Origin of the sequence: Pseudoxanthomonas sp. USHLN014 (assembly GCF_037153335.1) — a bacterium.
In the GTDB taxonomy this organism is placed as follows: domain Bacteria; phylum Pseudomonadota; class Gammaproteobacteria; order Xanthomonadales; family Xanthomonadaceae; genus Pseudoxanthomonas_A; species Pseudoxanthomonas_A winnipegensis.
Genome location: NZ_JBBCKO010000002.1, coordinates 671,712 through 695,583, shown reverse-complemented (window position 1 = coordinate 695,583; position 23,872 = coordinate 671,712). Strand labels below are relative to the sequence as shown.

At 72.0% G+C, this 23,872-nt stretch carries 21 protein-coding genes; 12 read left to right on the top strand and 9 right to left on the bottom strand.

Going from position 1 to position 23,872, the window contains the following annotated elements; translation table 11 throughout:
* Positions 1–105 precede the first annotated feature (105 nt).
* Positions 106–1,434 carry an ATP-binding protein gene (locus WFQ05_RS07030; RefSeq protein ID WP_337053235.1) on the top strand — a complete coding sequence of 443 codons (1,329 nt, stop codon included), beginning with the start codon at positions 106–108 and terminating at the stop codon, positions 1,432–1,434.
* On the opposite strand, the gene WFQ05_RS07025 is transcribed toward WFQ05_RS07030, so the two are convergent.
* On the bottom strand, positions 1,415–2,140 hold the full coding sequence (locus WFQ05_RS07025; RefSeq protein WP_337053234.1) for a response regulator transcription factor: 726 nt from the start codon (positions 2,138–2,140) through the stop codon (positions 1,415–1,417). The genes WFQ05_RS07030 and WFQ05_RS07025 overlap by 20 nt on opposite strands.
* Positions 2,141–2,503: 363 nt before the next feature.
* Between WFQ05_RS07025 and WFQ05_RS07020 the strand changes: the two genes are divergently transcribed.
* Both WFQ05_RS07020 and WFQ05_RS07015 read left to right on the top strand, forming a co-directional pair.
* Positions 2,504–3,328, top strand: a complete 825-nt coding sequence (locus WFQ05_RS07020; protein ID WP_337053233.1) for an NAD-dependent protein deacetylase — start codon at positions 2,504–2,506, stop codon at positions 3,326–3,328.
* Between the two features lie 99 nt (positions 3,329–3,427).
* Positions 3,428–4,540: an NADH:flavin oxidoreductase/NADH oxidase gene (locus WFQ05_RS07015; protein ID WP_337053232.1), complete on the top strand. Its 1,113-nt coding sequence runs from the start codon at positions 3,428–3,430 to the stop codon at positions 4,538–4,540.
* Between the two features lie 23 nt (positions 4,541–4,563).
* Here WFQ05_RS07015 and WFQ05_RS07010 read toward each other — a convergent pair whose 3' ends face one another.
* The 6 genes from WFQ05_RS07010 to WFQ05_RS06985 are packed head-to-tail and all read right to left on the bottom strand — an operon-like array spanning position 4,564 to position 11,911.
* Positions 4,564–6,330 carry a GMC family oxidoreductase gene (locus WFQ05_RS07010; protein WP_337053230.1) on the bottom strand — a complete coding sequence of 589 codons (1,767 nt, stop codon included), beginning with the start codon at positions 6,328–6,330 and terminating at the stop codon, positions 4,564–4,566.
* A gap of 15 nt (positions 6,331–6,345) precedes the next feature.
* The gene (locus WFQ05_RS07005) at positions 6,346–7,092 is read right to left on the bottom strand and encodes a gluconate 2-dehydrogenase subunit 3 family protein (protein ID WP_337053229.1); all 747 of its coding nucleotides are present in this window, start codon (positions 7,090–7,092) and stop codon (positions 6,346–6,348) included.
* Positions 7,093–7,120: 28 nt separating this feature from the next.
* Positions 7,121–8,494 (bottom strand): cytochrome c, encoded by a 1,374-nt coding sequence (locus WFQ05_RS07000; protein ID WP_337053228.1) that lies wholly within the window; start codon positions 8,492–8,494, stop codon positions 7,121–7,123.
* Positions 8,491–9,645: an aldo/keto reductase gene (locus WFQ05_RS06995; protein WP_337053227.1), complete on the bottom strand. Its 1,155-nt coding sequence runs from the start codon at positions 9,643–9,645 to the stop codon at positions 8,491–8,493. Before WFQ05_RS06995 ends, WFQ05_RS07000 begins: the two co-directional genes overlap by 4 nt.
* A gap of 44 nt (positions 9,646–9,689) precedes the next feature.
* Positions 9,690–10,856: an L-dopachrome tautomerase-related protein gene (locus WFQ05_RS06990; RefSeq protein ID WP_337053226.1), complete on the bottom strand. Its 1,167-nt coding sequence runs from the start codon at positions 10,854–10,856 to the stop codon at positions 9,690–9,692.
* On the bottom strand, positions 10,853–11,911 hold the full coding sequence (locus WFQ05_RS06985; protein WP_337053224.1) for a LacI family DNA-binding transcriptional regulator: 1,059 nt from the start codon (positions 11,909–11,911) through the stop codon (positions 10,853–10,855). Before WFQ05_RS06985 ends, WFQ05_RS06990 begins: the two co-directional genes overlap by 4 nt.
* 242 nt (positions 11,912–12,153) lie before the next feature.
* Here WFQ05_RS06985 and WFQ05_RS06980 point away from each other — a divergent pair, with 242 nt between their 5' ends.
* From WFQ05_RS06980 to WFQ05_RS06965, 4 genes are all read left to right on the top strand, one after another.
* On the top strand, positions 12,154–13,026 hold the full coding sequence (locus tag WFQ05_RS06980; protein WP_337053223.1) for an NAD(P)-dependent oxidoreductase: 873 nt from the start codon (positions 12,154–12,156) through the stop codon (positions 13,024–13,026).
* A gap of 159 nt (positions 13,027–13,185) precedes the next feature.
* Positions 13,186–13,611, top strand: a complete 426-nt coding sequence (locus WFQ05_RS06975) for an XVIPCD domain-containing protein (protein ID WP_337053264.1) — start codon at positions 13,186–13,188, stop codon at positions 13,609–13,611.
* A gap of 44 nt (positions 13,612–13,655) precedes the next feature.
* Positions 13,656–14,507 carry a formyltetrahydrofolate deformylase gene (gene purU, locus WFQ05_RS06970; RefSeq protein ID WP_130524177.1) on the top strand — a complete coding sequence of 284 codons (852 nt, stop codon included), beginning with the start codon at positions 13,656–13,658 and terminating at the stop codon, positions 14,505–14,507.
* A 296-nt stretch (positions 14,508–14,803) separates the two neighbouring features.
* Entirely contained in the window at positions 14,804–15,559 is a 756-nt protein-coding gene (locus WFQ05_RS06965; RefSeq protein ID WP_130532193.1) for a glutathione S-transferase family protein, read from the top strand.
* Positions 15,560–15,592: 33 nt separating this feature from the next.
* On the opposite strand, the gene WFQ05_RS06960 is transcribed toward WFQ05_RS06965, so the two are convergent.
* Positions 15,593–16,927, bottom strand: coding sequence for an APC family permease (locus WFQ05_RS06960; RefSeq protein WP_130560879.1), 1,335 nt, complete (start codon positions 16,925–16,927; stop codon positions 15,593–15,595).
* Positions 16,928–17,090: 163 nt separating this feature from the next.
* Here WFQ05_RS06960 and WFQ05_RS06955 point away from each other — a divergent pair, with 163 nt between their 5' ends.
* Positions 17,091–18,311 carry a serine hydrolase domain-containing protein gene (locus WFQ05_RS06955; protein ID WP_337053222.1) on the top strand — a complete coding sequence of 407 codons (1,221 nt, stop codon included), beginning with the start codon at positions 17,091–17,093 and terminating at the stop codon, positions 18,309–18,311.
* A gap of 31 nt (positions 18,312–18,342) precedes the next feature.
* On the opposite strand, the gene WFQ05_RS06950 is transcribed toward WFQ05_RS06955, so the two are convergent.
* Positions 18,343–19,251, bottom strand: coding sequence for a LysR family transcriptional regulator (locus tag WFQ05_RS06950; protein WP_130524174.1), 909 nt, complete (start codon positions 19,249–19,251; stop codon positions 18,343–18,345).
* Between the two features lie 96 nt (positions 19,252–19,347).
* Between WFQ05_RS06950 and WFQ05_RS06945 the strand changes: the two genes are divergently transcribed.
* The 4 genes from WFQ05_RS06945 to queF all read left to right on the top strand — a co-directional run bounded on the left by WFQ05_RS06945 (position 19,348) and on the right by queF (position 23,741).
* Positions 19,348–20,427, top strand: a complete 1,080-nt coding sequence (locus WFQ05_RS06945) for an aldo/keto reductase (protein ID WP_337053221.1) — start codon at positions 19,348–19,350, stop codon at positions 20,425–20,427.
* Positions 20,428–20,460: 33 nt separating this feature from the next.
* Complete coding sequence (locus WFQ05_RS06940) at positions 20,461–21,498, top strand: aldo/keto reductase (protein ID WP_337053219.1); 1,038 nt, start codon at positions 20,461–20,463, stop codon at positions 21,496–21,498.
* A gap of 175 nt (positions 21,499–21,673) precedes the next feature.
* Entirely contained in the window at positions 21,674–22,666 is a 993-nt protein-coding gene (locus WFQ05_RS06935; protein WP_337053218.1) for an aldo/keto reductase, read from the top strand.
* A gap of 256 nt (positions 22,667–22,922) precedes the next feature.
* The gene (queF, locus tag WFQ05_RS06930) at positions 22,923–23,741 is read left to right on the top strand and encodes an NADPH-dependent 7-cyano-7-deazaguanine reductase QueF (RefSeq protein ID WP_337053217.1); all 819 of its coding nucleotides are present in this window, start codon (positions 22,923–22,925) and stop codon (positions 23,739–23,741) included.
* The last annotated feature ends 131 nt before the right edge of the window (positions 23,742–23,872 follow it).

Here is a 23,872-nt window from a genome sequence, read left to right as displayed (position 1 = left end):
CTCACGCTAGACTCACGGCCCATGGGGAGATCTGATCGCAGTCGGTTCTGGCGCCTGCCTTGGCGCCCGCCGCTGTGGCGTCAGGCGGTCGCCTGGCTGCGCAGGGTGCCGGCCTCCGATCCGATCGACCGCCGCAACGCACCGGCGCTGCAGGTGCTGCTGCTGTTTCTCGGCACCGAGATTCCGCTCAACAAGGCCTACCACCTGCTGACCGCGGCGCGGATCCAGATGGACGCCACGCAGCTGGCCGTGGACATCGGCACCGACGCGGCGATGACGCTGGCCGCGTGGATCGGCGTGTGGCTGATCCGGCGCGGCCAGGTCAAGCCGGCCACGGCGTTGTTCATCGGCGTGACCCTGTGCTCGGGCATCGCGGCCAACATCGCCTTCGGCTACCAGCTGCAGGCCTTCGATCCCTATCCGATGATGCTGCTGACGCTGGCGGCCCTGGTGATTGGGCGCTGGGCGCTGTGGGCGGTGTATGCGTGCATCCCGCTGATGTTCTGGCTGGGCATGGAGAGTCCGGAAGGCCAGGCGCCGAACGCCTCCGGCAACCCCTTCCAGAATCTGCCGTCGCTGGCGATGAGCTATTTCATGATCACCCTGGTGCTGGACCGCACCGTGGAGGCGCTGCGCGAAGGCCTGTTCAGCGCCCGGCGTTCGGCCGAGCGCCTGCGCGTGGAGATGCGCGAGCGCGAGCGCGTGCAGGCGCGGCTGCTGCACCTGCAGAAGATCGAGTCGGTCGGCCAGCTGGCCAGCGGCGTGTCGCACGATTTCAACAATATCCTCGGCGCGATCATCGGCTATACCGCCCAGCGCCATCGCCTGCACGAGCTGGACTACGACCCGGTCGTCGACGCGCAGGCGATGGGCGATGCGCTGGAGGGCGTGGAGCTGGCCGCGCAGCGCGGGGTGGCGATCAGCCGCAAGCTGCTGAGCTTCAGCCGGCGCGAGCTGGCCGTGCCGCGCGACTTCGACGTGGCCGATGCGCTGGGCGAGCTGCAGCCGATGTTGCGGCAGCTGTTCGGCGCGTCCGTGCAGGTGCGGCTGCGCACGCCGGATCTGCCCTGCGTGGTGCATCTGGATCGCGCGCAGTTCGACCTGGTGATGCTCAACTTCGCCGCCAATGCGCGCGATGCGATGCCCGAGGGCGGCACGTTCTCGATCGAGGTGAGCCTGGAGGAGCGGCAGGTGGTGCTGCGCCTGTCCGATACGGGCATCGGCATGAGCGCCGAGGTGATGCAGCAGGCCTTCGAGCCGTTCTTCACCACCAAGCCGGCGGGCCAGGGCACGGGCCTGGGCCTGGCGGTGGCGCAGGAGCTGACCCAGCAGGGCGGCGGCAGCCTGTGGGTAGACAGCGCGCCCGGTCAGGGCACGCGCTTCACCCTGCGCCTGCCGCAGGTCGCCGCGCCGCTTAGTCCGCCTGCGGATTGAACAGGTAGCCGGCGCCGCGCACGGCGGTCAGCGGCAGCGCCAGGCCGGCGCGGTCCTGCACCTTCTGGCGCAGGCGATGCAGCAGCGCATCGAGGCGATGCGGATCGATCTCCAGCCCCAGCTCGCCGCCGAGCGTGGCCAGCAGCGACGTGCGCGAGACCAGCTTGCCGCGCGTGCGCCACAGGCACAGCAGCACGCGGCGCTCGGACTGGGTCAGCGCCACGGCCTTGCCCTGCGGCGAGAACAGGCACCAGCCATCGTCCTGCAGCTGCCACGCCGGCACCTCGTGCGCCGCCGCGGCCGCGGGCCGCGACAGCCGCCGCGCGACGCTGAACAAGGTCGCGGCCAGCATCTCGATCTCCACCGGCTTGGTCAGGTAGGCATCGGCGCCCTGGCTGAGGCCACGCACCATGTCCGGCGAGGTATCGCGCCCGCTGAGGATCACGATGCCCATGCCCGGACGCCCGGCCTGCAGCTGGCGCGTGAGGGTGAAGCCATCGCCATCGGGCAGGCCGATGTCGAGCACGATCAGGTCGAAGCTGGCCTGCGCCAGCGCCGCCTCCAGCTGCGCCACCGTGCGCATCGGCGCCACGTCGAAGCCATGGCGCGCCAGCCCCGGCAGCAGCACGCGCTCGCGCAGCACGTCGTCGTCCTCGAGCAGCGCCAGGCGCAGCGGGGCGGGCACAGGACCGGGGGACGATGGCACGGGCGAACTCACGTGGACGGCGCGGACTCGATGCAGGGACGGTGATCGGATGGCACAAGGCCCAAGGCGCCGTGCGCCCCGCATCCTGCGGGTCGGCCGAAGTATCCCGGATGGACCGGGCGGCGGCAATTCGCCGCATCGCGGTCGCGACGGGACGCCGCCATGCGCCGGACGTCCTTGCGTTGTCTTCCGGGACACCCAAGATAGGACGCATGTCCTCGCCTGCGCATCCGCCGTCATGAGCGCCCTGCCCGACACCCTGCACCGCCGCGCATGGCGGGCCTGGTCGCGTGCGAAGGTCACGACGGCGCGCCTGCGCGCGCGTGTCGGGAAGTCGATCGCCAACCGGTGCCCGGAACGCGCATGAGCACGCCACAGGACCTGCAGCAGTTCATCGCGCGTCACGAGCGTCTGTTCGTGCTGACCGGCGCGGGCTGCAGCACCGATTCGGGCATTCCCGATTACCGCGACCGCGACGGCGCGTGGAAGCGGCCGCAGCCGGTGACCTATCAGGCCTTCATGGGCGAGCTGGCCACGCGCCAGCGCTACTGGGCGCGCAGCTTGGTCGGCTGGCCGCGCTTCGGCGCCGCGCGGCCCAACGGCGTGCACCGTGCGCTGACGGCGCTGGAGGCGCGCGGGCAGCTCTCGCTGCTGCTGACCCAGAACGTGGATCGCCTGCACCAGGCCGCCGGCAGCCGCCAGGTGATCGATCTGCATGGGCGGCTGGATGTGGTGCGCTGCATGGGCTGCGAGCGACGCACGCCGCGCGAGGACTTCCAGGCCGAGCTGGTCGCGCGCAATCCAGGCTGGGACCGGCATCACGCCGGCATCGCGCCCGATGGCGATGCGGATCTGGAGGGCGTGGACTTCGCGGCGTTCGACATCCCGGCCTGCGCGCACTGCGGCGGAGTGCTGAAGCCGGACGTGGTGTTCTTCGGCGAGAACGTGCCGCGCGAGCGCGTGGCCGCCGCGCGCGAGGCGCTGGAACGCAGCGATGCGCTGCTGGTGGTGGGCTCTTCGCTGATGGTGTATTCGGGCCTGCGCTTCGTGCAGTGGGCGCATGCGGCCGGCCTGCCGGTGGCCGCGCTCAACCACGGCCGCACGCGCGCCGACGAGTTGCTCACGCTGAAGGTGCAGCACGACTGCGCGCAGGCGCTGGCCTTTCTCGAGGACGGTGTGACGGCCTGAGCGTCGTGCGCGCGACAGGCTGATCCAGCGGTGCGCTTGCGGGGTGCTAACGCCGCGCGTTGCAATGTGTGCTCTCCCCCCGTTGTAAGGCCACACTTCGTGAGCACGCTGTTTTCGCCCCTGTCCCTGGGGCCGCTGTCGCTGGACAACCGCATCGTCATCGCGCCGATGTGCCAGTACTCCTGTGATGATGACAATGGTCAGGCCAATGCCTGGCACGCCATGCATCTGGGCCATCTGGCGCAGTCCGGCGCCGGCCTGCTGATTCTGGAAGCCACCGCGGTCGAGGCACGTGGACGCATTTCCTGGGCCGATCTGGGCCTGTGGGACGACGCCACCGAGCAGGCCCTGCGCCCCGTGGTGGAAGGCATCCGGCGCTGGTCGCCGATCCGGCTCGGCATCCAGCTGGCCCACGCCGGACGCAAGGGCTCCACCCACAAGCCGTGGGAGCACGATGGCGCGGCCATCGCGCCGGACGCGCCGCACGGCTGGCAGACCGTCTCCTCCACCGATCGTCCGTACGCGGAAGGCGATCCGGCGCCGCAGCGCCTGGACGAGGCCGGCATCGAGACGATCGTGCAGGCCTTCGTCGACAGCGCGCAGCGCGCGCACCGGCTGGGCTTCGACCTGATCGAGCTGCACGGCGCGCACGGCTACCTGCTGCACCAGTTCCTTTCGCCGCTGAGCAACGATCGCACCGATGCCTATGGCGGCTCGCTGGAGAACCGCCTGCGCCTGCCGCTGCAGGTGTTCGACGCGGTGCGCGCGGCGGTGCCGGACAGCATGGCGGTCGGCATGCGCATCTCGGCCAGCGATTGGGTCGAAGGCGGCTGGGACGTGACGCAGAGCATCGCCCTGGCGCAGGCGCTGGAAGCGCGTGGCTGCAGCTATCTGCACGTGTCCAGCGGTGGCTTGGATCCGCGCCAGCAGATCCCGGTGGAACCCGGCTATCAGGTGCCGTTCGCCCGCGACATCAAGGCGGCGCTGTCCACCATGCCGGTGGTCGCGGTCGGCCTGATCACCGAGCCGGCGCACGCCGAGCGCATCGTGGCCGAAGGCAAGGCCGATGCGGTAGCCATCGCCCGCGCCGCGCTGTACGACCCGCGCTGGCCCTGGCACGCGGCGGTGGCGCTGGGCGCGACCCTGCCGATCGCCTCGCAGTACCTGCGCAGCGAACCGCGCGAGGCGCGCGGCGTGTTCAAGCCGCGCTAAGGCAATGCCGATACGCGCGTTGGTTACGCCAACGCGCGTGGCGAAGACAGGTACTGATCGCGAATGGCCTTCGCCGACCAATAGGTCAGCGCGGCCACCAGCCCGGTGGGGTTGTAGCCCAGCCCCTGCGGGAAGGCCGACGCACCGGGGACGAAGACGTTGTGCACGTCCCAGCTCTGCAGATACCGGTTGAGCACGCTGGTGGCCGGGTCGGTGCCCATGATCGCGCCGCCGTTCAGATGCGTGGTCTGGTAGCTGGTGGTATCGAAGTGATCGCCGAAGTCACGCACCAGCTTGCGGGTGGAGGCCGGGCCCATGGCCTTGGCGATGCCGTCGAGCTTGTCGGCCATGAAGCGCGCCATGCGCGTGTCGTTCTCCTGCCAGTCGAAGGTCATGCGCAGCAGGGGCAGGCCGTGGACGTCGGTATAGGTCGGGTCCAGGCTGAGGTAGTTGCTGCGATAGCTCATGTGCGCGCCGTGCGCGTCCATCGACACGGTGTGGGTGTAGTGCTCGGCCACCGCGCGCTTCCACGCCTGGCCCCAGCCCGGCGTGCCCGCCGGCAGCGCAATGCCGCTGATCGGCTTGACCCCGGCCTGGTTGACCCACATCGGTGAGCCGCCGACGAAGCCGGCGGCCGCGTGGTCGAAGTGATCGGCGTTGAAGTCGTCGATCGCCACGCCGTTGCCGCCGGCGCCGATGAACTCGTTGCTGTGCACGTCCCGGCCGAAGAACGCCTTGACCGTGGCCATGTTCTGGTAGGCGAAGTTGCGGCCGACCACGCCGGTGTTGCTGGCCGGGTCGTAGGGCGTGCCGATGCCCGAGAGCAGCAGCAGGCGCACGTTGTGGAACTGGAAGGCCGAGACGATCACCAGGTCGGCGGGCTGGAACACCTCGCGCCCCTGCGCATCGACGTAGGTCACCCCGGTGGCGCTCTTGCGATCGGGCGCCAGCTCCACCCTGGTCACCTCGCAATGCGTGCGCAGCTCGAACAGCGGCTGCTGGCGCAGCGCTGGCCAGACGTTGACGTTGGGCGAGGCCTTGGAATAGTTGTAGCAGGCATAGCCGCTGCAATAGCCGCAGAAGTTGCACGTGCCCATCTGGCAACCGTAGGGGTTGGTATAGGGGCCGGACGCATTGGCCGAGGGCATGTCGTAGGGGTGGTAGCCCAGCCCGGCGGCGGCCGAGAAAAAGCGCTGCGCCGAGACGGTGCGCTTCTGCGCCGGCAGCGGGAACGGCGCCGACCGGTCCGGCGCCAGCGGGTTGCCGCCCTTGTCCCGCCCTACCACTTCGCCCTGCACGCTCCAGGCGCTGCCGGAGGTGCCGAACACCTTCTCGGCGAAGTCGAAGTGCGGCTCCAGCTCCTCGTAGCTCACGCCGAAGTCCTGGATGGTCATGCCCTCGGGGATGAAGCGCTTGCCGTAGCGCTGCTCGTAATGGCTGCGCAGCTTCAGCTCCACCGGGTCGACGCGGAAATGCACGCCGGACCAGTGCAGGCCGGCGCCGCCGACGCCATCGCCAGGCAGGAAGGCGCCGAGCTGCCGATACGGCAGCGCGGTATCCGCCTCGGTATGGCGGATCGTGACGGTGCTGCGCGACAGATCCTGGAACAGCTTCTTGCGCACGCTGTAGGTCAGCTCGTCCAGCGTGCCCGGATAGGTGCCGTCGGGCTGGGTGTCGCGCGCGGCGCCGCGTTCCAGCGCGACCACGCGCAGGCCGGCCTCGGTCAGCTCGCGCGCCATGATCGACCCGGCCCAGCCGAAGCCCACCACCACCACATCGGTCTTCTTCATCGTGGTCGCCATGGCTCAGCCCCGCACCCCGTCGATGGACACCGGCGGCAGCGGATAGGCCACGTCGCGCTCGACCCAGTCCATGAAGTCCGCGCGCGCGCCGGGGAAGCCGATCAGCTTCCAGCCCACCAGGTCGCGGTTGCCGCCGTGGCGCGGATCGCAGAAGAACCCCTCGCGCGCGTTGGCCAGCAGCAGGCCGAACAGCGCCTTGGGCGGCACCTGCGCCAGCGCCAGCGCGCCGGCTTCCAGCTGCTGCAGCACGCCGTCTTGAGCCGCGGCGTCGAGTTCGGCGAAAGCCTTGCCGTGCGCGGCATGGCAGGCCTGGTCCAGATCGGCCAGGCCCAGCCGGTAGAGCTCGCGCGGCGCCAGCCGAAGCTGATACCCCAGCGTGGCCGGCGCATCGGGCTGGAACGGTCCCTGCATGAACCACAGCCGCCCCGCCGCCCAGGGCGTGCCCATCTGGCGGTCGATGTATTCGGGCACGCCGGCCTCCAGCGCGCCCGGGTCCTGGGCGTCGCCAGGGATCAGGCGGGCCACGACGGCCTGCAGGCAGGCCCACTCGGCCGCGCTGAAATACGTGGGTTGATAAGGCGCTGGATCGGCGGCGCTGGCGCCTTCATGCCGGCCGGCCTCGCCCTGCTGGCCGTCGCACGCGCCAAGGGCGACCGCGGCCGGGGCCACGGCCAGCGACAGGCGCAGGAAGGCGCGGCGGGTCGTCGCGGTCGGCGCATCGGCTTGGGGCGTCTGGGGAGACTTGCTCATGCGGGTCACCAAGGGGCAGCGGCGCGCATCAATCGCGCGTGGAAGTCGGGTCGTGGGGTTTGGCGCGCTCGGCGCGCTCGCGCTCGAGCTGGGCGCGGACCTTGCGCACCTGGGCGGCGCTGACCGGGTCGGCGCGATTGCCCCAGCCCGCGCGCACGAAGCTGGCCAGCTGCGCGACCTGCGCATCGTCCAGCCGCCAGGCGAAGCCGGGCATGCCCAGGTCCGAAGGCGCCGCCGGCGTGGCCGGCATCCTGCTGCCGTCCAGGATCAGGCGCAGCAGCGAGGTCGGCGCGGGCGCCAGCACGGTGGGGTTGCCGGCGATCGACGGGAAGGTGCGCGTATCGCCGGCGCCGTCGCTGCGGTGGCAGCCGGCGCAGTTGTCCAGGTACAGCGCCGCGCCGGGCGTGGCGTCCTGGCCCTGCGCCAGGGCCGCGGCGGTGGCCGGGTCGGCACGGAAGCCGGGATGCGCCGGGTCCTGCGCCGGCAGGCTCTTGAGGTAGGCCGCGATGGCGTGCAGATCGTCCGCGCGCAGGTACTGCATGCTGTGGACGGTGACATCGCCCATCGGGCTGCCGACGGTGCCCGCATGCGGATTGCGGCCGGTGCGCAGGGAATCGACGATGTCCTGCTCGGACCAGCCGCCCAGCCCGCTGCCCACATCGCCACGCAGGTTGATGGCGGTCCAGCCATCGATCACCTGGCCGCCGCTCAGGTAGGCCTTGCCCGAGGCGTCCAGGGCTTCTTCCTGCATGGTCAGCGCGCGCGGGGTGTGGCAGCTGCCGCAGTGGCCCAGGCCTTCGACCAGATAGGCGCCCCGGGCGAGCCGGGCGTCGGCCAGCGCCGGCTTGGCCGCCAGCGCGTCGGGTGAGGGCGCGAACATGCGCCGCCACAGCGCCAGCGGCCAGCGCAGGCTGAGCGGCCAGGCGATGCCGGTGGGCTGGTTGTGGCGTTCGACCGGCTTTACGCCCTGCATGAAATAGACATAAAGCGCGCGCGCATCGTCGTCGCTGATGCGCGCATAGGACGGATACGGCATGGCCGGATAGAGCGTGCCGCCGTCGGCGCGGATGCCGTGCCGCAGCGCGCGGTCGAACTGGTCCAGCGAGTAGCGGCCGATGCCGGTATCCGGATCCGGCGTGATGTTGGTGCTGTAGATGGTTCCGATCGGCGAGGCGATCGGCAGGCCGCCGGCGAACGGCGCGCCGCCCGGTGCGGTATGGCAGGCGGTGCAGTCGCCGGCCGCGGCCAGGTAGCGGCCCTGCTCCAGCAGCGCGGCGGCCTGCCCTGGCGCGACCGGGGCGATGGCGCGGGTCCGCGTGGGCAGCAGCGCGATGGCGAACGCCGACAGGAACAGGATCGCCGCCGCCAGCGCGGCGATGAACAGACGCTTCTTCCGCATCATGCCGCCGCCGGCACCGGCGCGTCGGCGTCGATCAGGCCCTCGTGCCTGAGCTCATCCCATAGCGCCTGCGGCACCGCGACCGCCATCGAGGCGACGTTGGCCTGCACCTGCGCCGGCGTGCGTGCGCCGGGGATCACCGCCGACACCACCGCCGGCGCGTTGGCGAACTGCAGCGCCACCGTGCGCAGGTCCACGCCGTGGCGATCGCACACCGCCTGCACCCTGGCGCGCTTGGCCGGTGCCCAGTCCGGCACCTTGCCGTCGTAGAGATAGCGATCGCGCCCGGCCAGATAGCCGGCCAGCAGCGGCGCCCCGACCACCACCGACGCGCCGTGCGCGGCGATCTTCGGAAAGGTCTCGTGCAGGGTCTTGGCGTGATCCAGCAGCGAGTACTGGCAGGCCAGCAGGAAGATGTCCGGGTCGGCCTGCTCGATCGCGCGCAGCGCCGGCTCGGGCCGGTTGACGCCGAAGCCCCAGGCCTTGATCAGGCCTTCCTCGCGCATGCGGGTCAGCTCGGGCATCGCGCCCTTGGCGGCCTCGGCGAAGCGCTGCTCCCAGGGCATGCCTAGGTCTTCCTCGTTGTCCGGCGACAGGTCGTGGATGAACACCACGTCCAGCTGCGCCACGCCCAGCCGGTTGAGGCTGTCCTCCACCGAGCGCCGCGTACCGGCGGCCGAGTAGTCGTAGCGGTAGCGGAAGGGCGCGGGCGACTGCCACATCGTCTCCTGCAGCGGACCGGCGGTGGCGGTGAGCAGCCGCCCGACCTTGGTGGAGAGCACGTACTGATCGGCCGGATGGGTGTGCAGATGGTGGCCGAAGCGGCGCTCGCTCAGCCCCAGCCCATACCAGGGCGAGGTGTCGAAGTAACGCACGCCCGCCGCCCAGGCCGCGGCCAGGGTCTGTTCGCTCTGCGCGTCGGTGGCCGGGGCGAAGCCGTTGCCGATCGCCACGCCGCCCAGGCCCAGGCGCGAGCTCGGCCGGAACCGTCCGCTGCGCGGCGCATTGGACGGCAGCGGGGCGCCGGTGCCGCGCCCCTTGGTCGGCAGCACGCTGCCCGGCCCCGGCGCGGTCGACTGGGCCAGCAGCGGGCTGGCCGCCAGGGCGGCGGTCCCGGCGGCGGCGGCGGTCAGGAAACGGCGGCGATGCAGCATGGTGTGCTCCAGTGGCGAAAGGGGAACATCGGCGGCGCAGGCCCTCATGGCGCACCCGCCGCGCTGAGCGGACCGGCCGGATCGGTCGGCAGGCGCACCAGCAGATACGGCGGCTGACGCAGATCCTTGCCGCCGTTGAAGCTCGGCAGGCGGTCCCACTGGCCCAGGGTCACGTACACGTCCCGATCGGTGGCCGCGATGCCGTCGGGCCAGACGATGCGCGGATCGCGGCCGACCACGTCGAAGTGCCCATCCGGCCAGCGCCGCACGATCGCGTCGTGCTCGCTGTCGGTGATGTACAGCCGGCCCTGCGCATCGCTGTCCATGCCATCGGCGAAGCCCTTCTCGCCCAGGTCGCGCACCGCGGCGGCGAGCGTGGCCTCGTCGTTGTCGAAGTTGGCCAGCACGTCGGTGGAGATGCTGTAGAGGCGCCGGCTGCTCAGCGGCGCGAAGTAGAGCGTGCCGTTGTCGGGGCTCAGCGCGACGGCATCCACGCCGCCCACCGGGAAGGTCGGCGACCTGGCGCTGTAGCGCATGGGCTTGCCGTCCAGGGTGGCGACGAAGCCCGGGTCGGGCTGCGTGGAGGGGTGATGGGCCAGCACGCGGCGCTGGCGCCCGCTGGCCAGGTCCACCACCACCAGCGCCGGCGAGATGCCGAAGGAGGAATCGCTGACGTAGGCCGTGCCCTTGGCGCCGTGGCTCAGGTCCACGCGCAGGTCGTTCATGTGGCTGTCCTGCAGCAGCGTCGGCGCCTTGAGCACCACCGAGGCGAGCACCCGCCCGCTGGCCGGGTCGAACCCCACCACCTTGGCCGCGCCGTCAGGGATGCCCGGCACGCCGGCGCGCTTGCCGTCGTCGATCACCCACAGGTTGCCCTTGGCATCGGTGGTCATGCCGTGCACCGAGACCAGCCGCTGCGCGTCCGGCGCCTGCGAGGGCAGGCTCATGGCCGCAGTGGGAAACGGCACCAGCCGCCCCTGCACCAGCTCGCCCAGCGTCATGCCGGCGTGGTTCTCGGCGTGGCGCGGGAAGCCGACGAACACCCGTCCTGACGGCGTCACCGCGATGCCCGAGGGGCCGGGTCCGTCGAAGCGGGCCACCACCTCCAGCTGGCCGACCGGCAGGGCGGCCGGGTCGTGCGCCTCGCCGGCCCGGGCCAGCAGCGGGGACAGCAGGCAGGCCAGCGCAAGCGCGGCGCGCAAGGGGGTCATGTCAGGTCTCCGGTCGGGCGCGGCGGCGCGTCGGTGCTGGCGCGCGCCACGATGGAAAAGCCGGTGTCGATCACGCGCGCCTGCGGCGTGACGCCGGCCAGACGTTCGAGCAGCAGCGTGGCCACGGTGTGGCCCATGCCGCGCCGGTCCACGGCCACCGAGGACAGCGCCGGCACCACGGCCGCGGCGATCGGCGCATCGTTGAAGCCCATCAGCGCCAGGTCCTGCGGCACGCGCAGGCCCCGGCGCTGGGCTTCGAACAGGGCGCCGGCGGCCAGGTCGTCGTTGGCCAGGAACACCGCCTGGACCTGCGGATGGCGCCGCAGCAGCTCGGCCAGCAGCCGGCCGCCGCCGGCGATGGATGAGGGGCCCTGGCCATCGAGGATGTAGTCGTCGCGCAGCCCGCGCGCCGCCAGCGCCTCGGCGAAGGCCTGCGCACGGCGCGCGGCGCGCAGGTCGTGCTCGGCGCCGGTGCTGACGATGGCGATGTGGCGGAACCCGCGGTCGGCGAACCAGTCGGCCACCGCCCGGCCCACCGCCCGATGCGAGAAGCCCACCATCAGGTCGATCGGCTCGCCGTCCAGGTCCATGAATTCCACCAGCGGCCGGGTACGCGCCAGCGCCTGCAGCCGCGCGCGCAGGGCCGGCGTGTGGTCGACGCCGGCCAGCAGCAGCCCGGCCGGCGCCCAGCCCAGCAGGCCCTCGACCAGGCGCGCCTCGCGGTCCTGGCGGTACTCGGTGGTGCCCAGCAGGACCTGGTAGCCCTGTTCGTCCAGGACGGCGTTGACCCCGTCCAGGAACGGCACGTACACCGGATGGGCCAGGGTGGGCACCACCACCGGCACGATCCTGCTGTGGCCGGCGGCCATGCTGCTGGCGGCGTGGTTGGCGACGTAGCCCAGCTCGGCCACGGCCTGTTCGATGCGCGCGCGCAGGGCGGCCGAGACCGCGGCCGGCTCGCGCAGCGCACGCGAGACCGTGATCGCCGCCACGCCGGCCCGCGCGGCCACGTCCTTGAGGGTCACCGGCCGCTTGCCGACGCGTCCGCCGCTCACGCGGCCCCCCGCGACGCGAGGGCGCAGCGCGGGCCGAAGCCGGCACAGCCTGGGGTGAACGGGGGGGCGGACATGGCGAGCGAAGCGCGGATGGTTGCGCAACCATACCAGCCCGGGGCGCGATCACCGCATGAAAACGCGCACGAGCCCGTCAGGCGGTGCCGCACCCGGGCGCGCTTCGCGCCTCCCATACCCGCGTGGGCCGACACTGGTCCCCCCTTTCCCCCGAAGCGACCCCCACGATGGACATCGGATTCCTGGGCCTGGGCACGATGGGCGCGCCGATGGCGCGCAATCTGCTCAAGGCCGGCCACAGCCTGCGCGTCTGGAACCGCGGCGCCGCGCCGCGCGAGGCCCTGGCCGGCGAAGGCGCCCACGCCTGCGACACGCCGCGCCAGGCCGCCGCACCGGTGCTGATCTCGATGCTGGCCCACGACCAGGCGGTGCGCGAGAGCGTGCTGGACAGCGGCCTGCTCGACGCCCTGCCCGAGGGCGCGATCCACGTGAACATGGCCACCGTCTCGGTCGCCTTCGCACGCGAACTGGCCGATGCGCATGCCGCGCGCGGGGTGGCCTACGTGGCCGCGCCGGTGCTGGGCCGCGTGGACGTGGCGCAGGCCGGCAAGCTCAACATCCTGGCCGGCGGCGAGCCCGCGGACATCGCCCGGGTGCAGCCGCTGCTGGATGTGCTGGGCGCGAAGACCTGGCACTTCGGCGCCCGGCCCGAGCAGGCCAATGCGGTCAAGCTGGCGGCCAACTTCTGCCTGGCCAGCGCCATCGGCACCATGGCCGAGGCCGGCGCACTGGTGCGCGGGCACGACGTGGCGCCGGCGGATTTCCTGACCATGCTCACCTCCACCGTGTTCGCCGCGCCCGCCTACCAGGGCTATGGCGGGCTGATCGCGCGCCAGCAGTATTCGCCGGCCGGCTTCAAGATGACCCTGGGCCTGAAGGACGTGCGCCTGGCCCTGGCCGCCGGCGAGGCGAAGCATGTGCCCATGCCCATCGCCAGCACCCTGCGCGACGGCCTGCTCGAAGGCATCGCCCAGGGCGATGGCGACCTGGACTGGTCGGCGCTGGCCAAGGTCTCCGCCCGCCGCGCCGGGCAGGCCTAGGCGCGCGCGGCGGACCTGCGTCGCGGATCGCCGCGGCGCGGCTTGAGCCGCGCGGCGCGCTGCGACTAAGGTGCGCAGGCTCGGCACGACGGCGCGTTCAACGGAAGGACACATGCACGCATCCAGGGACATCCACCACCGGCACGGCCCATGGCCGCGATGAGGGCCTCGGCACCGGTGCAGGCGCAGTCCTCCGAGGTGATCGGCCCGGAACATCCCGAGCACCCCGAACACCGCCTCTACACCCAGATCGCGCGCGGCGTGCACCGGCTCGATGCCGAGGCCGGGCGCACGCCGGATGCGGCCAGCGCGCGCATGATCGCCCGGCTGATGCCGCTGGCGCGCGAGCAGGGCTTCAGGCGCGTGGACCACGTGGTGCTGAGCCGCCACATCGGCCTGGTCGAACAGGGCGAGCACGTGTTCCTGGTGCAGGGCCGGCTGGACGATCCCGGCCACAAGCGCGCCTTCATCACCACCGACGAGGCCACCGCCACGCCCGTGGCCGATTCGCTGCGCCGGCTGGACGAGGCCAACGCGCGCCGGCGGCGCCAGCGCCGCAGCCGCGGCGAAGACGGCACCGACTGAAACCGTCGCCGCCGCGGTGGGCCTGTGCGTAAGATGCCCGCCCTATGCCCCGCGACCACATCCTCACCCTCTCCTGCCCGGACCGCACCGGCATCGTCTACCGCGTGAGCGGCCTGCTGTTCGACGCCGGCTGCAACATCCTCGATGCGCAGCAGTTCGGCGATGCCGACAGCGGACGCTTCTTCCTGCGCGTGCACTTCGACCGGCCCGAGGCGCTGGAGCCCGAGGCGCTGCGCGCGCGGCTGGCCGAACTGGGCGCGGCCTTCGACATGGACTGGCAACTGCACGACGCGCAGGCCCGCGCGCGCCTGCTGGTGCTGGTGAGCAAGCACGGCCACTGCCTCAACGACCTGCTGTTCCGCGCGCACAGCCGCCAGCTGAAGGTGGACATCGCCGCGGTGGCCTCCAACCACGAGGACTTCGCCCCGCTGGCGGCGTCCTATGACGTGCCGTTCCACTACCTGCCGGTCGATGCGGCCACGCGCGCCACACAGGAGCGCGCGATCCTGGACCTGGTCGAACGCGAGCGCATCGACCTGGTGGTGCTGGCGCGCTACATGCAGATCCTCTCGCCGGCGCTGTGCGCGGCGCTGGCCGGACGCGCGATCAACATCCACCACAGCTTCCTGCCCAGCTTCAAGGGCGCCCAGCCGTATCACCAGGCGCACGCGCGCGGGGTCAAGATCATCGGCGCCACCGCGCACTACGTCACCCCGGACCTGGACGAGGGCCCGATCATCGAGCAGGACGTGGCGCGCGTGGACCATGCCATGACGCCGCGCGAGCTGGTGCGCCTGGGCAGCGATACCGAATCGCTGGTGCTGGCGCGCGCGGTGCGCCGCCATGTCGAGCACCGCATCCTGCTCAACGGCCACCGCACCGTGGTGTTCCGCTGATGGGCGCGTGGCTGCTGCTGATCCTGATCGCGCTGGCGGCGGGTTTCGTGATCGCGCTGGTCGCGGTGGGCATCAAGCTGCTGCTGGAGAAGCGCAAGCGCTGAGGCTTCCAGCTTTCTGGGACAAACTTCTCTCCCGCTCACCTCGCGCCCTCCTCGTAGAGCGGAGCTTGCTCCGCTGCCCTTCGTTCGGTTCGTAGAGAAGGCCCCAGCGGAGCAAGCTCCGCTCTACAGGTGGCAACAACCACCACCACAAGCCGGTACGCTTGCGCTTCTGCTTCGATCCGGGAGGGTGCGATGAGCGATCCGATCTATCACGTGGTGGGCAGCTATGTGTCGCCCTACGTGCGCAAGGTGCTGGTGGTGATGGCGCTCAAGGGCCTGCGCTACACCATCGACCCGATCGCCCCGTTCGTCGGCGGCGACGCCTTCCAGCGCATCAGCCCGCTGCGCCGCATCCCGGTGCTGATCGACGGCGCGCGCGTGATCAACGACTCCAGCGTGATCTGCCAGTACCTGGAGGATCGCCACCCCAGCCCCTCGGTGTACCCGGCCGACATCGGCGAACGCGCGCAGGCGCGCTGGCTGGAGGAGTACGCCGATGCCCGCCTGGGCGAGGTGATCGTCGCCGACCTGTTCTATCAGCGCGGGCCCAAGCGCTTCCTGTTCAAGGAGCCGGTGGACGAGGCGCGTTTCAACCACGCCCGCGACGTGGCCCTGCCCGCCAGCCTGGACTGGCTGGAGGCGCAGATGCCGCAGGACGGCTTCCTGCTCGGCGCGCTGTCGATCGCCGACATCGCCATCGCCGCGTTCTTCCGCAACGCGGCGATGGTGCGCGTGGAAGTGGACGCCGCTCGGTGGCCGCGCACCGCGGCCTGGCTGCGGCGGGTGCTGACGCTGCCGGAGTTCGCGCGCCTGGCCGGCATCGAGGACACCATCGCCCGCACGCCCTTGAGCGAGCAGCGCGCACTGCTGCGTTCGCTCGGCGAACCGCTCAGCGAGGCCACGCTGGGCACCGAGGTGGCGCGCAAGGGCGTGATGCGGCTGGACTAGGCCCGTCCGGAATCGTCGACGGGCCTGGGCCCGTCATTCCGGCGCGCGCACCTTGCGCCCCATCGCGCGCAGCACGGCATAGATCAGCACCAGGATCAGCAGCGCCACGCCGATGGCCTGCCATTCCTTGCGCGTCAGCGTGGTGACGATGGCCGCCATCGATCCGACGGCCAGCACCGGCACCAGCGGGCCGCCCCACAGCACGAAGGGTTCGCCGCGCTCGCGCAGGTCCAGGCGCTGGGCCTGCCAGGCGGCGATGGAGACCAGCAGATAGACCAGGCAGTTGGCGCCGCCGGAGACCAGCACCAGCGCATCGAAGCTGCCGCCCAGGGCCAGCGCCAGCGCGATCGCCGCGTGCACCGCCAGCGCCAGCAGCGGCACGCGGTGGCGCGCGCTGACCCGGGCGAAGGCAGACGGCAGGAAGCCGTCGCGCCCCAGCGCGAACAGCGAGCGCGAGGACGCCAGCAGATTGCCCAGCACGAAACCGGCCATCGACACGCAGGCGGTGATCAGCAGCAGCGCGCGCGCCGGCGCCCACAGGGCCGCGGCGGTGTCGGCCAGCGGCACGCCGCTGTGCGCCAGCGCGGGCCCGAGCAGGCCCTGGCTGACGATCTGCAGGCCCAGGTACAGCACGACCACCAGAAGAATGGCCGCCAGCGTGGCGCGCGGCACGTTGCGCGACGGGTCGCGCACCTCGCCCGAGGGGATCAGCGCGGTCTCCACGCCCGAGTAGGCGAAGATCACCAGCACCATCGACATGCCCAGCGCGCTCCACGACGGCACCTCGCCCGGCAGGAAGCTGACCTGGCTCCAGTCCACGAACCAGATCCCGCACGCCACCAGCGCGAACAAGGGCGTCAGCTTGACCGTGGCCAGCACCGCGATCGCGCGCGCGCCGAGCTTGACGCCGAAGGCGTTGAGCGCGAACAGCACCGCATACAGCGCCGCGATCAGCCCCATGCGCGCGCCCGGGCCGGCAAGCGCCGGCACCAAGTTGGCGACCTGGGTGGCGAAGGCCGCGGCCACGCCCGCGCTGGAGGCCACGTTGCCGATCCACATCAGCGCGCCGGTGATGAAGCCGGCGAACGGGCCGAACGCGGTGCCCACATAGGTGTACGGTCCACCGGTGGCGCTGGCGCGGCTGCCGATGGCGGCGAAGCACAGCGTCACCGGGATCACCGCCAGCGCGCCGACCAGCAGGGCCAGCGGCGCGGTCGGCCCCATCTGCAGCGACAGCGCGGCCGGCATGCGGAAGATGCCGCCGCCGACGATGATGTTGATCACCGCCGCGGTCAGGGCGAAGGCGCCCACGGCGCGGATCAGGGCGGCGTCGCCCTGCAGGGGTTTGGTCGGGGTGGGGGCGGACATGGGCGCGGCGCTGGGAAGACGCGGCAGCGTCGCATGCCCGCCCGCGCCACGCCATGGGCCACGTGCCCCCGCATGGAATACCGCGTTGCCCGGGCGTCGTTGAGCGGGCCCGAACGCGGCGCGCATGATCGGCCCGCTTCCGTTGCGAGTCGAGAGGTGTCCGATGCTTGCACTGACCGGTCTGCTGCTGGGCGGGATGCTCGCCACGCCGACGCCTGCGCCGCCCGATCCCGCGCTGGCCAAACGCCTGGACGCCGTGCTCGACACGGCCGTGGCCGAACAGCGCATCGTCGGCGCGGTGGTGCTGGTGGCCCGCGACGGACAGGTGGTGTATCGACGCGCGGTGGGCCAGGCCGACCGCGAGGCGGGCAGGCCGATGACGCCGGACACGCCGTTCCGACTGGCGTCTATGACCAAGCCGGTGGTGACGCTGGCCGCGCTGCGCCTGGCCGAACAAGGCAAGCTGGAGCTGCAGGCGCCGGTGACGCGCTACCTGCCGTGGTTCCGACCGCGGCTGGCCGATGGCACCGCGCCGGCCATCACCCTGGCCCAGCTGCTCACCCACACCGCCGGGCTGGGCTATCGCTTCGAGGAACCGGCCGATGGCGTCTACGCGCGGCTGGGCGTGTCCGACGGCCTGGACGATGCGGGCCTGGGCCTGGAGGACAACCTCAAGCGCCTGGCACAGGCGCCGCTGTACTTCCCGCCGGGCCAGGGCTGGCGCTATTCGCTGGGCATCGACGTGGTCGGCGCGGTGATCGAACAGGTCACCGGAACGCCGTTGCCGGAGGCCGTGCACGCCCTGGTGACCGGGCCGCTGCGGCTGGATCACCTCGCCTTCGTCGCCGCGCCCGGCACGCCGCTGGCCGTGCCCTATGCCGATGGCCACCCGCCACTGCGGATGACGGAGAACATGGACGTGCCCCTGCCCGAAGGCCTGGGGTCGGCGGTGCGCTTCTCGCCCAGGCGCGCCTTCGACGCCAAGGCCTTCCCGTCCGGCGGCGCCGGCATGATCGGCACCGCCGACGACTATCTGCGCCTGCTGGAGTTCGTGCGCACCGGCAGCGGCGGCCTGCTCAAGCCCGCCACGCTGGCCGACGCGCGCCGCGACCAGGTCGGCGCCCAGGCGCAGACGCAGGGCCCCGGCTGGGGCTTCGGCTACGGTTGGGCGGTGCTGGACGATCCGGCCGCCGCGCACAGCCCGCAGGGCAAGGGGACGCTGCAGTGGGGCGGCGCCTACGGGCACAACTGGTTCGTCGACCCGGCCAACAGGCTCAGCGTGATCCTGCTGACCGACACCGCCTTCGAAGGCATGTCCGGCCCGCTGGTCGGCCAGGTGCGCGATGCGGTGTACGGCCGCACGGTGCCGTCTTCCCAGCCCTAAGGGCGGCGGCGCGCGAGCGCGGCCGGCGCGGCTACGGGCACGGCGCGCCAGCCAGCCGCTCGCGCAGGAAGTCGATGAATACCCGCAGCTTGGGCGCCAGGTGCTCGCGCTGTGGGTAGTAGACGTACCAGCCCGGGAACGGCGCCTGCCAGTCGTCCAGCACGCTGCGCAGGCGGCCGGCGGCGATGTCCTCGCGCACCTGCCAGGCGAACACCTGCCCCAGCCCCAGCCCGCGCCGCAGCGCGTCCAGGCCGAGCACGGTGTCGTTGACCACCAGCGGGCCATCGACTTCCATCTCGAAATCGCGGCCGTCGCGGGTGAACTCCCAGGGCTGCATCCGGCCGTCGCTGCGGCGCCAGCGCAGGCAGGCGTGCCCAGCCAGGTCATCGGGCGTGGCCGGCACGCCGTGCCGCTCCAGATAGGCCGGCGTGCCCACGATGGTCTGGCGCTGCAGCGGGCCCAGCGGCAGGGCCACCATGTCGCGCTGCAGGCATTCGCCCAGGCGGATGCCGGCGTCGAAATGGCCCTCGACAATGTCGGCCAGGCGGCGGTCGACGAACAGCTCCACCGTCACCTCCGGGTAGCGCGCCAGGAACTCGGGCAGATACGGGCACACCAGCTGTTCGGCCGCCACCGCGGCCAGGTTGATGCGCAGCGTCCCGGCGGGCCGGTCGCGCAGGAAGTCCAGGTCGGCGAAGGCGGCGTCGATCTGCTGCAGGCCGGGCGCGACCCGCTGCAGGAAGCGCTCGCCGTGCTCGGTCAGGCCCACCCGGCGCGTGGTGCGGGCCAGCAGGCGCACGCCCAGCTGGCCCTCCAGCGCGCGCACGCTCTGCGACAGCGCCGAGGTGGACACGCCCAGCTCGGCGGCGGCGCGGGTGAAGTTGCCGTGCCGGGCCACGCAGGCGAAGGCGACGACGGCGGGCAGCGGATAAGCGGCCATTGTGAAGTCTTGCTTCAAGGACGATCCGGATCATCCCGGTTTATCCGCAGGTCCGCCAGTTCCAGACTGTCGCCCTCCCCCCAACGAGGCCCTGCCATGTCCCTGGACCACTACCGTCTGCTCGGCCGCTCCGGCCTGCGCGTCAGCCCGCTGTGCCTGGGCACCATGACCTTCGGCGCCGACTGGGGCTGGGGCGCCGACGAGGCCGACGCACGCCGTCTGTTCGACACCTATGTCGATGCCGGCGGCAACTTCCTCGACACCGCCAACATCTACACCGACGGCAGTTCGGAGACCCTGCTGGGCCGCTTCGCCGCCGGCCGGCGCGACCGGCTGGTGATCGCCAGCAAGTACACGCTCAACCCCTTCCCCGGCGATCCCAACGGCGGCGGCAACCACCGCAAGGCGCTGATGCAGTCGGTGGAGGCCAGCCTCAAACGGCTGGGCACCGACTACCTGGACCTGCTCTACCTGCACATCTGGGACGGCACCACGCCGGTGGAAGAAGTGATGCGCGGCTTCGACGATCTGGTGCGCGCCGGCAAGCTGCTCTACGCCGGCATCTCCGACACGCCGGCCTGGCAGGTCGCACGCATGCAGACCCTGGCCGAGCTGCGCGGCTGGGCGCCGCTGGTCGCCCTGCAGATCGAATACTCGCTGGCCCAGCGCACGGTCGAACGCGAGCTGGTGCCGATGGCCGCCGGCCTGGGCCTGTCGGTGCTGGCCTGGTCGCCGCTGGCCATGGGCATCCTCACCGGCAAGTACACCCATGCCGACCTGGAGCGCGCCCGCGCCCAGGGCAGCGGCAGCACGCCCGGCGGCGAGGGCGGCCGCGGCGCGGTGGCCTATTCCCATGCGATGTTCGACGAGCGCACCCTGGCCATCGCCGAGGTGGTCAAGGCCGTGGCCGGCGAGACCGGGCATTCGGCCGCGCAGGTGGCGCTGGCCTGGCTGCTGCAGCGCCCGGACGCGCCGATCCCGATCATCGGCGCGCGCACGTCGCAGCAGCTGCAGGACAACCTGGGCGCGCTCGACGTGCGCCTGGACGCGTCCCAGCTGCAGCGCCTGGACGAGGTCAGCGCGGTGGCGCTGGGCTTCCCGCACGACTTCGCGCGCAGCCCGATCCCGCAGCAGCTGGTGTTCGGCGGCACGCGGGTCCAGCCGCGCGCGGCCTGAGTTCCCTCCCTACAAGACGACAGGAGTTCCCCCATGAAGACCCGCACCCTCGGCCGCAACGGCCCCACCGTCTCCGCCCTCGGCCTGGGCTGCATGGGCATGAGCCACGCCTACGGCACCGGCGACGACGCCGAATCGCTGGCCACGCTCGATCGCGCGCTGGAGCTCGGCATCGACTTCTGGGACACCGCCGACATCTACGGCCCGCACACCAACGAGACCCTGCTCGGCCGCGCGCTCAAGGGCCGGCGCGATCGGGTGTTCCTGGCCACCAAGTTCGGCTTCGTCGCGGGCAGCGGCCAGTTCGGCGCCGGGCAGGGCCCACGGGTGGACGGCTCGCCGGCCTATGTGCGCCAGGCGGTCGAGGCCAGCCTGGCGCGCCTGGGCACCGACCACATCGACCTGTACTACCTGCACCGGCTCGACCCGGCCACGCCGATCGAGGACACCGTGGGCGCCATGGCGCGCCTGGTGGAGGAAGGCAAGGTGCGCCATCTGGGGCTGTCGGAAGTCTCCGCGCACACCCTGCGCCGGGCGCAGGCCGTGCATCCGATCACCGCGCTGCAGAGCGAGTACTCGCTGTGGACGCGCGAGCTGGAAGGCAACGGCGTGCTCGAGGCCGTGCGCGAACTGGGCATCGGCCTGGTGCCGTTCTCGCCGCTGGGGCGCGGCTTCCTCACCGGCGCCATCGCCACGCCGGATCAGCTGGACGAGGACGACTTCCGCCGCAAGAACCCGCGCTTCCAGGCCGAAGCGCTGGCCGCCAACCTGCGCCTGGCCGACACGGTCAAGGCGGTGGCCGCCGACGTCGGCGCCACCCCCGCCCAGGTCGCGCTGGCCTGGGTGCTGGCACAGGGCGAGCCTGCGCGCGCCGCGGACGGCCGCAACGAACTCCACATCGTCCCCATCCCCGGCACCAAGCGCCGCAAGTACCTGGAGGACAACGCCGGCGCGGTGGACGTGCAGCTGGACGCCGACGCGCTGGCCAGGCTGGAGGCGGTGTTCGTGCCCGACGTGGCCGGCCCGCGCTACGGCGCGACCGAGGCGGCGATGGTGGACCGGGCCCCTTGATCGCCCGTCGCAGACCCTGTGCCCAGGACGCGTCCCGCAGAGCGGGGCATCGGCGCGCAGGAAACAGTCCAGCGCATCGATGTGCACCGTCGCCTACGCATCCGCACCAGACAATGACGATAGATCGCCGCGCGCGCGCGGCCGCTGCACCGACTTTTCTCCACAGGAGCATTCCATGAAGACCCGCACCCTCGGCCGCAATGGCCCCACCGTCTCCGCCCTCGGCCTGGGCTGCATGGGCATGAGCGATTTCTACGGCGCGCGCGACGACGCGACCTCGATCGCCACCATCCACCGCGCCCTGGACCTGGGCGTGACCCTGCTGGACACCGCCGACATGTACGGCCCGCGCACCAACGAGGAACTGGTGGGCAAGGCGATCCAGGGGCGCCGCGAGGCGGTGTTCGTCGCCACCAAGTTCGGCATCGTGCGCGACCCGGCCAACCCGCAGGCGCGCGGCATCAACGGCCGCCCCGAGTACGTGCGCGCCTCCATCGAAGGCAGCCTGCGCCGCCTGGGTACCGACCACGTGGATCTGTACTACCAGCACCGCGTGGACCCGACCGTGCCGATCGAGGACACCGTGGGCGCGATGGCGCGCCTGGTGGAGGAGGGCAAGGTGCGCTACCTCGGCCTGTCCGAGGCCGCGCCGGACACCCTGCGCCGCGCGCATGCCGTGCACACGATCACCGCGCTGCAGACCGAGTATTCGCTGTGGACCCGCGATCCGGAAGAGAACGGCGTGCTGGCCACCGTGCGCGAACTGGGCATCGGCTTCGTGCCGTACTCGCCGCTGGGACGCGGCTTCCTGAGCGGCGCGATCAAGCGGCCGGAGGACTTCGACGCCGACGATTTCCGCCGCCACAACCCGCGCTTCCAGGGCGAGAACTTCGCCAGGAACCTGGCGCTGGTGGACAAGGTGCGCGCGCTGGCCGAGGCCAAGGGCGTCAGCGCCAGCCAGCTGGCGCTGGCCTGGGTGCTGGCCCAGGGCGAGGACCTGGTGCCCATCCCCGGCACCCGTCGCATCGCCAACCTGGAGGAGAACCTGGGCGCGATCGATCTGGTGCTGGATGCGGCCGACCTGGCCGCGATCGATGCGGTGTTCCCCGTCGGCGCCGCGGCGGGCACGCGTTATCCCGAGCAGAGCATGGCGGCCGTGCATCGCTGAGGGACTCGGGCGGGCGCCTCTGTCTTTGCGCAGGGGCGCTTGGCCGACGACGAGCGGCGCCTTGCGAAAGGCGACCGCTCGCGACTTCTACTGCTCCGCACGAGAGCGGCCCTGTATGCCCACCGCTGCCGTGACAGTACGCCGCGTCGATGCGGGAGTACGTCGCCCAGGGCGAAAGCACGTTGCACCGCAAGATCCGGTGGCAGGCGCCGGCGGCCGCGCAGTAGGGTTCCGGCGTCGGGCTTAAAATGCCCGCATGAACACCCCACAAGAGTCCCTGCTCGGTCGCGAGGTCGCCTATCCCTCGCACTACGACCCGGCCCTGCTGTTCCCGATCCCACGCGCGGCCGCCCGCGCCGAGATCGGCCTGGACACGGCCGCCCTGCCCTTCACCGGCCACGACCGCTGGCATGCCTATGAACTGGCGTGGCTGGACACGCGCGGCAAGCCGCAGGTCGCCACCGCCACGTTGACCGTGCCGGCCGATGCGCCGAACCTGATCGAGTCCAAGTCGCTCAAGCTCTACCTCAACTCGCTCAATGCCGAGCGCTTCAAGACCCTCGAGGCGGTCTGCGAACGCGTGGCGGCCGACCTGTCCGCGCGCGCCGGCGGCGCGGTGACGGTGCAGGCTGGCCTGCCGCCTTTCGGCGAGCAGCCGGGCACGCTGCTGGATGCGCTGGAGCTGGACATCGACGACTACGGCCCGCCCAACCCTGCGCACCTGTCGGCCGATGCGGACGACTTGGCCAGCGAGACGCTCGTCTCGCACCTGCTCAAGTCCAACTGCCCGGTCACCGGCCAGCCGGACTGGGGCACGGTGGTGCTGCGCTACGATGGCCCGCGCATCGACCACGCCGGCCTGCTGCGCTACCTGGTGAGCTTCCGCGACCACGCCGGCTTCCACGAGCAGTGCGTGGAGCGCATCTTCGCCGACGTGTCCGCGCGCTGCGCCCCGCAGCGCCTGTCGGTGGAGGCGCGCTACACCCGCCGCGGCGGCCTGGACATCAATCCCTGGCGCATCACGCCCGGCTGGGACGCCGGCATCACCGCGCCGATCCGCGAACTGCGGCAGTGACTCGCTGGGTGGGAGCCGCCATGATCGGCCCCTCCCCTTTCGCGTAGCGAAGGGGGAGGCTGGGAGGGGGTGCTTTTCAGCTTTCCCGCGAAGAGCAACCCCTCCCCAGCCCTCCCCAGCCCTCCCCTTGG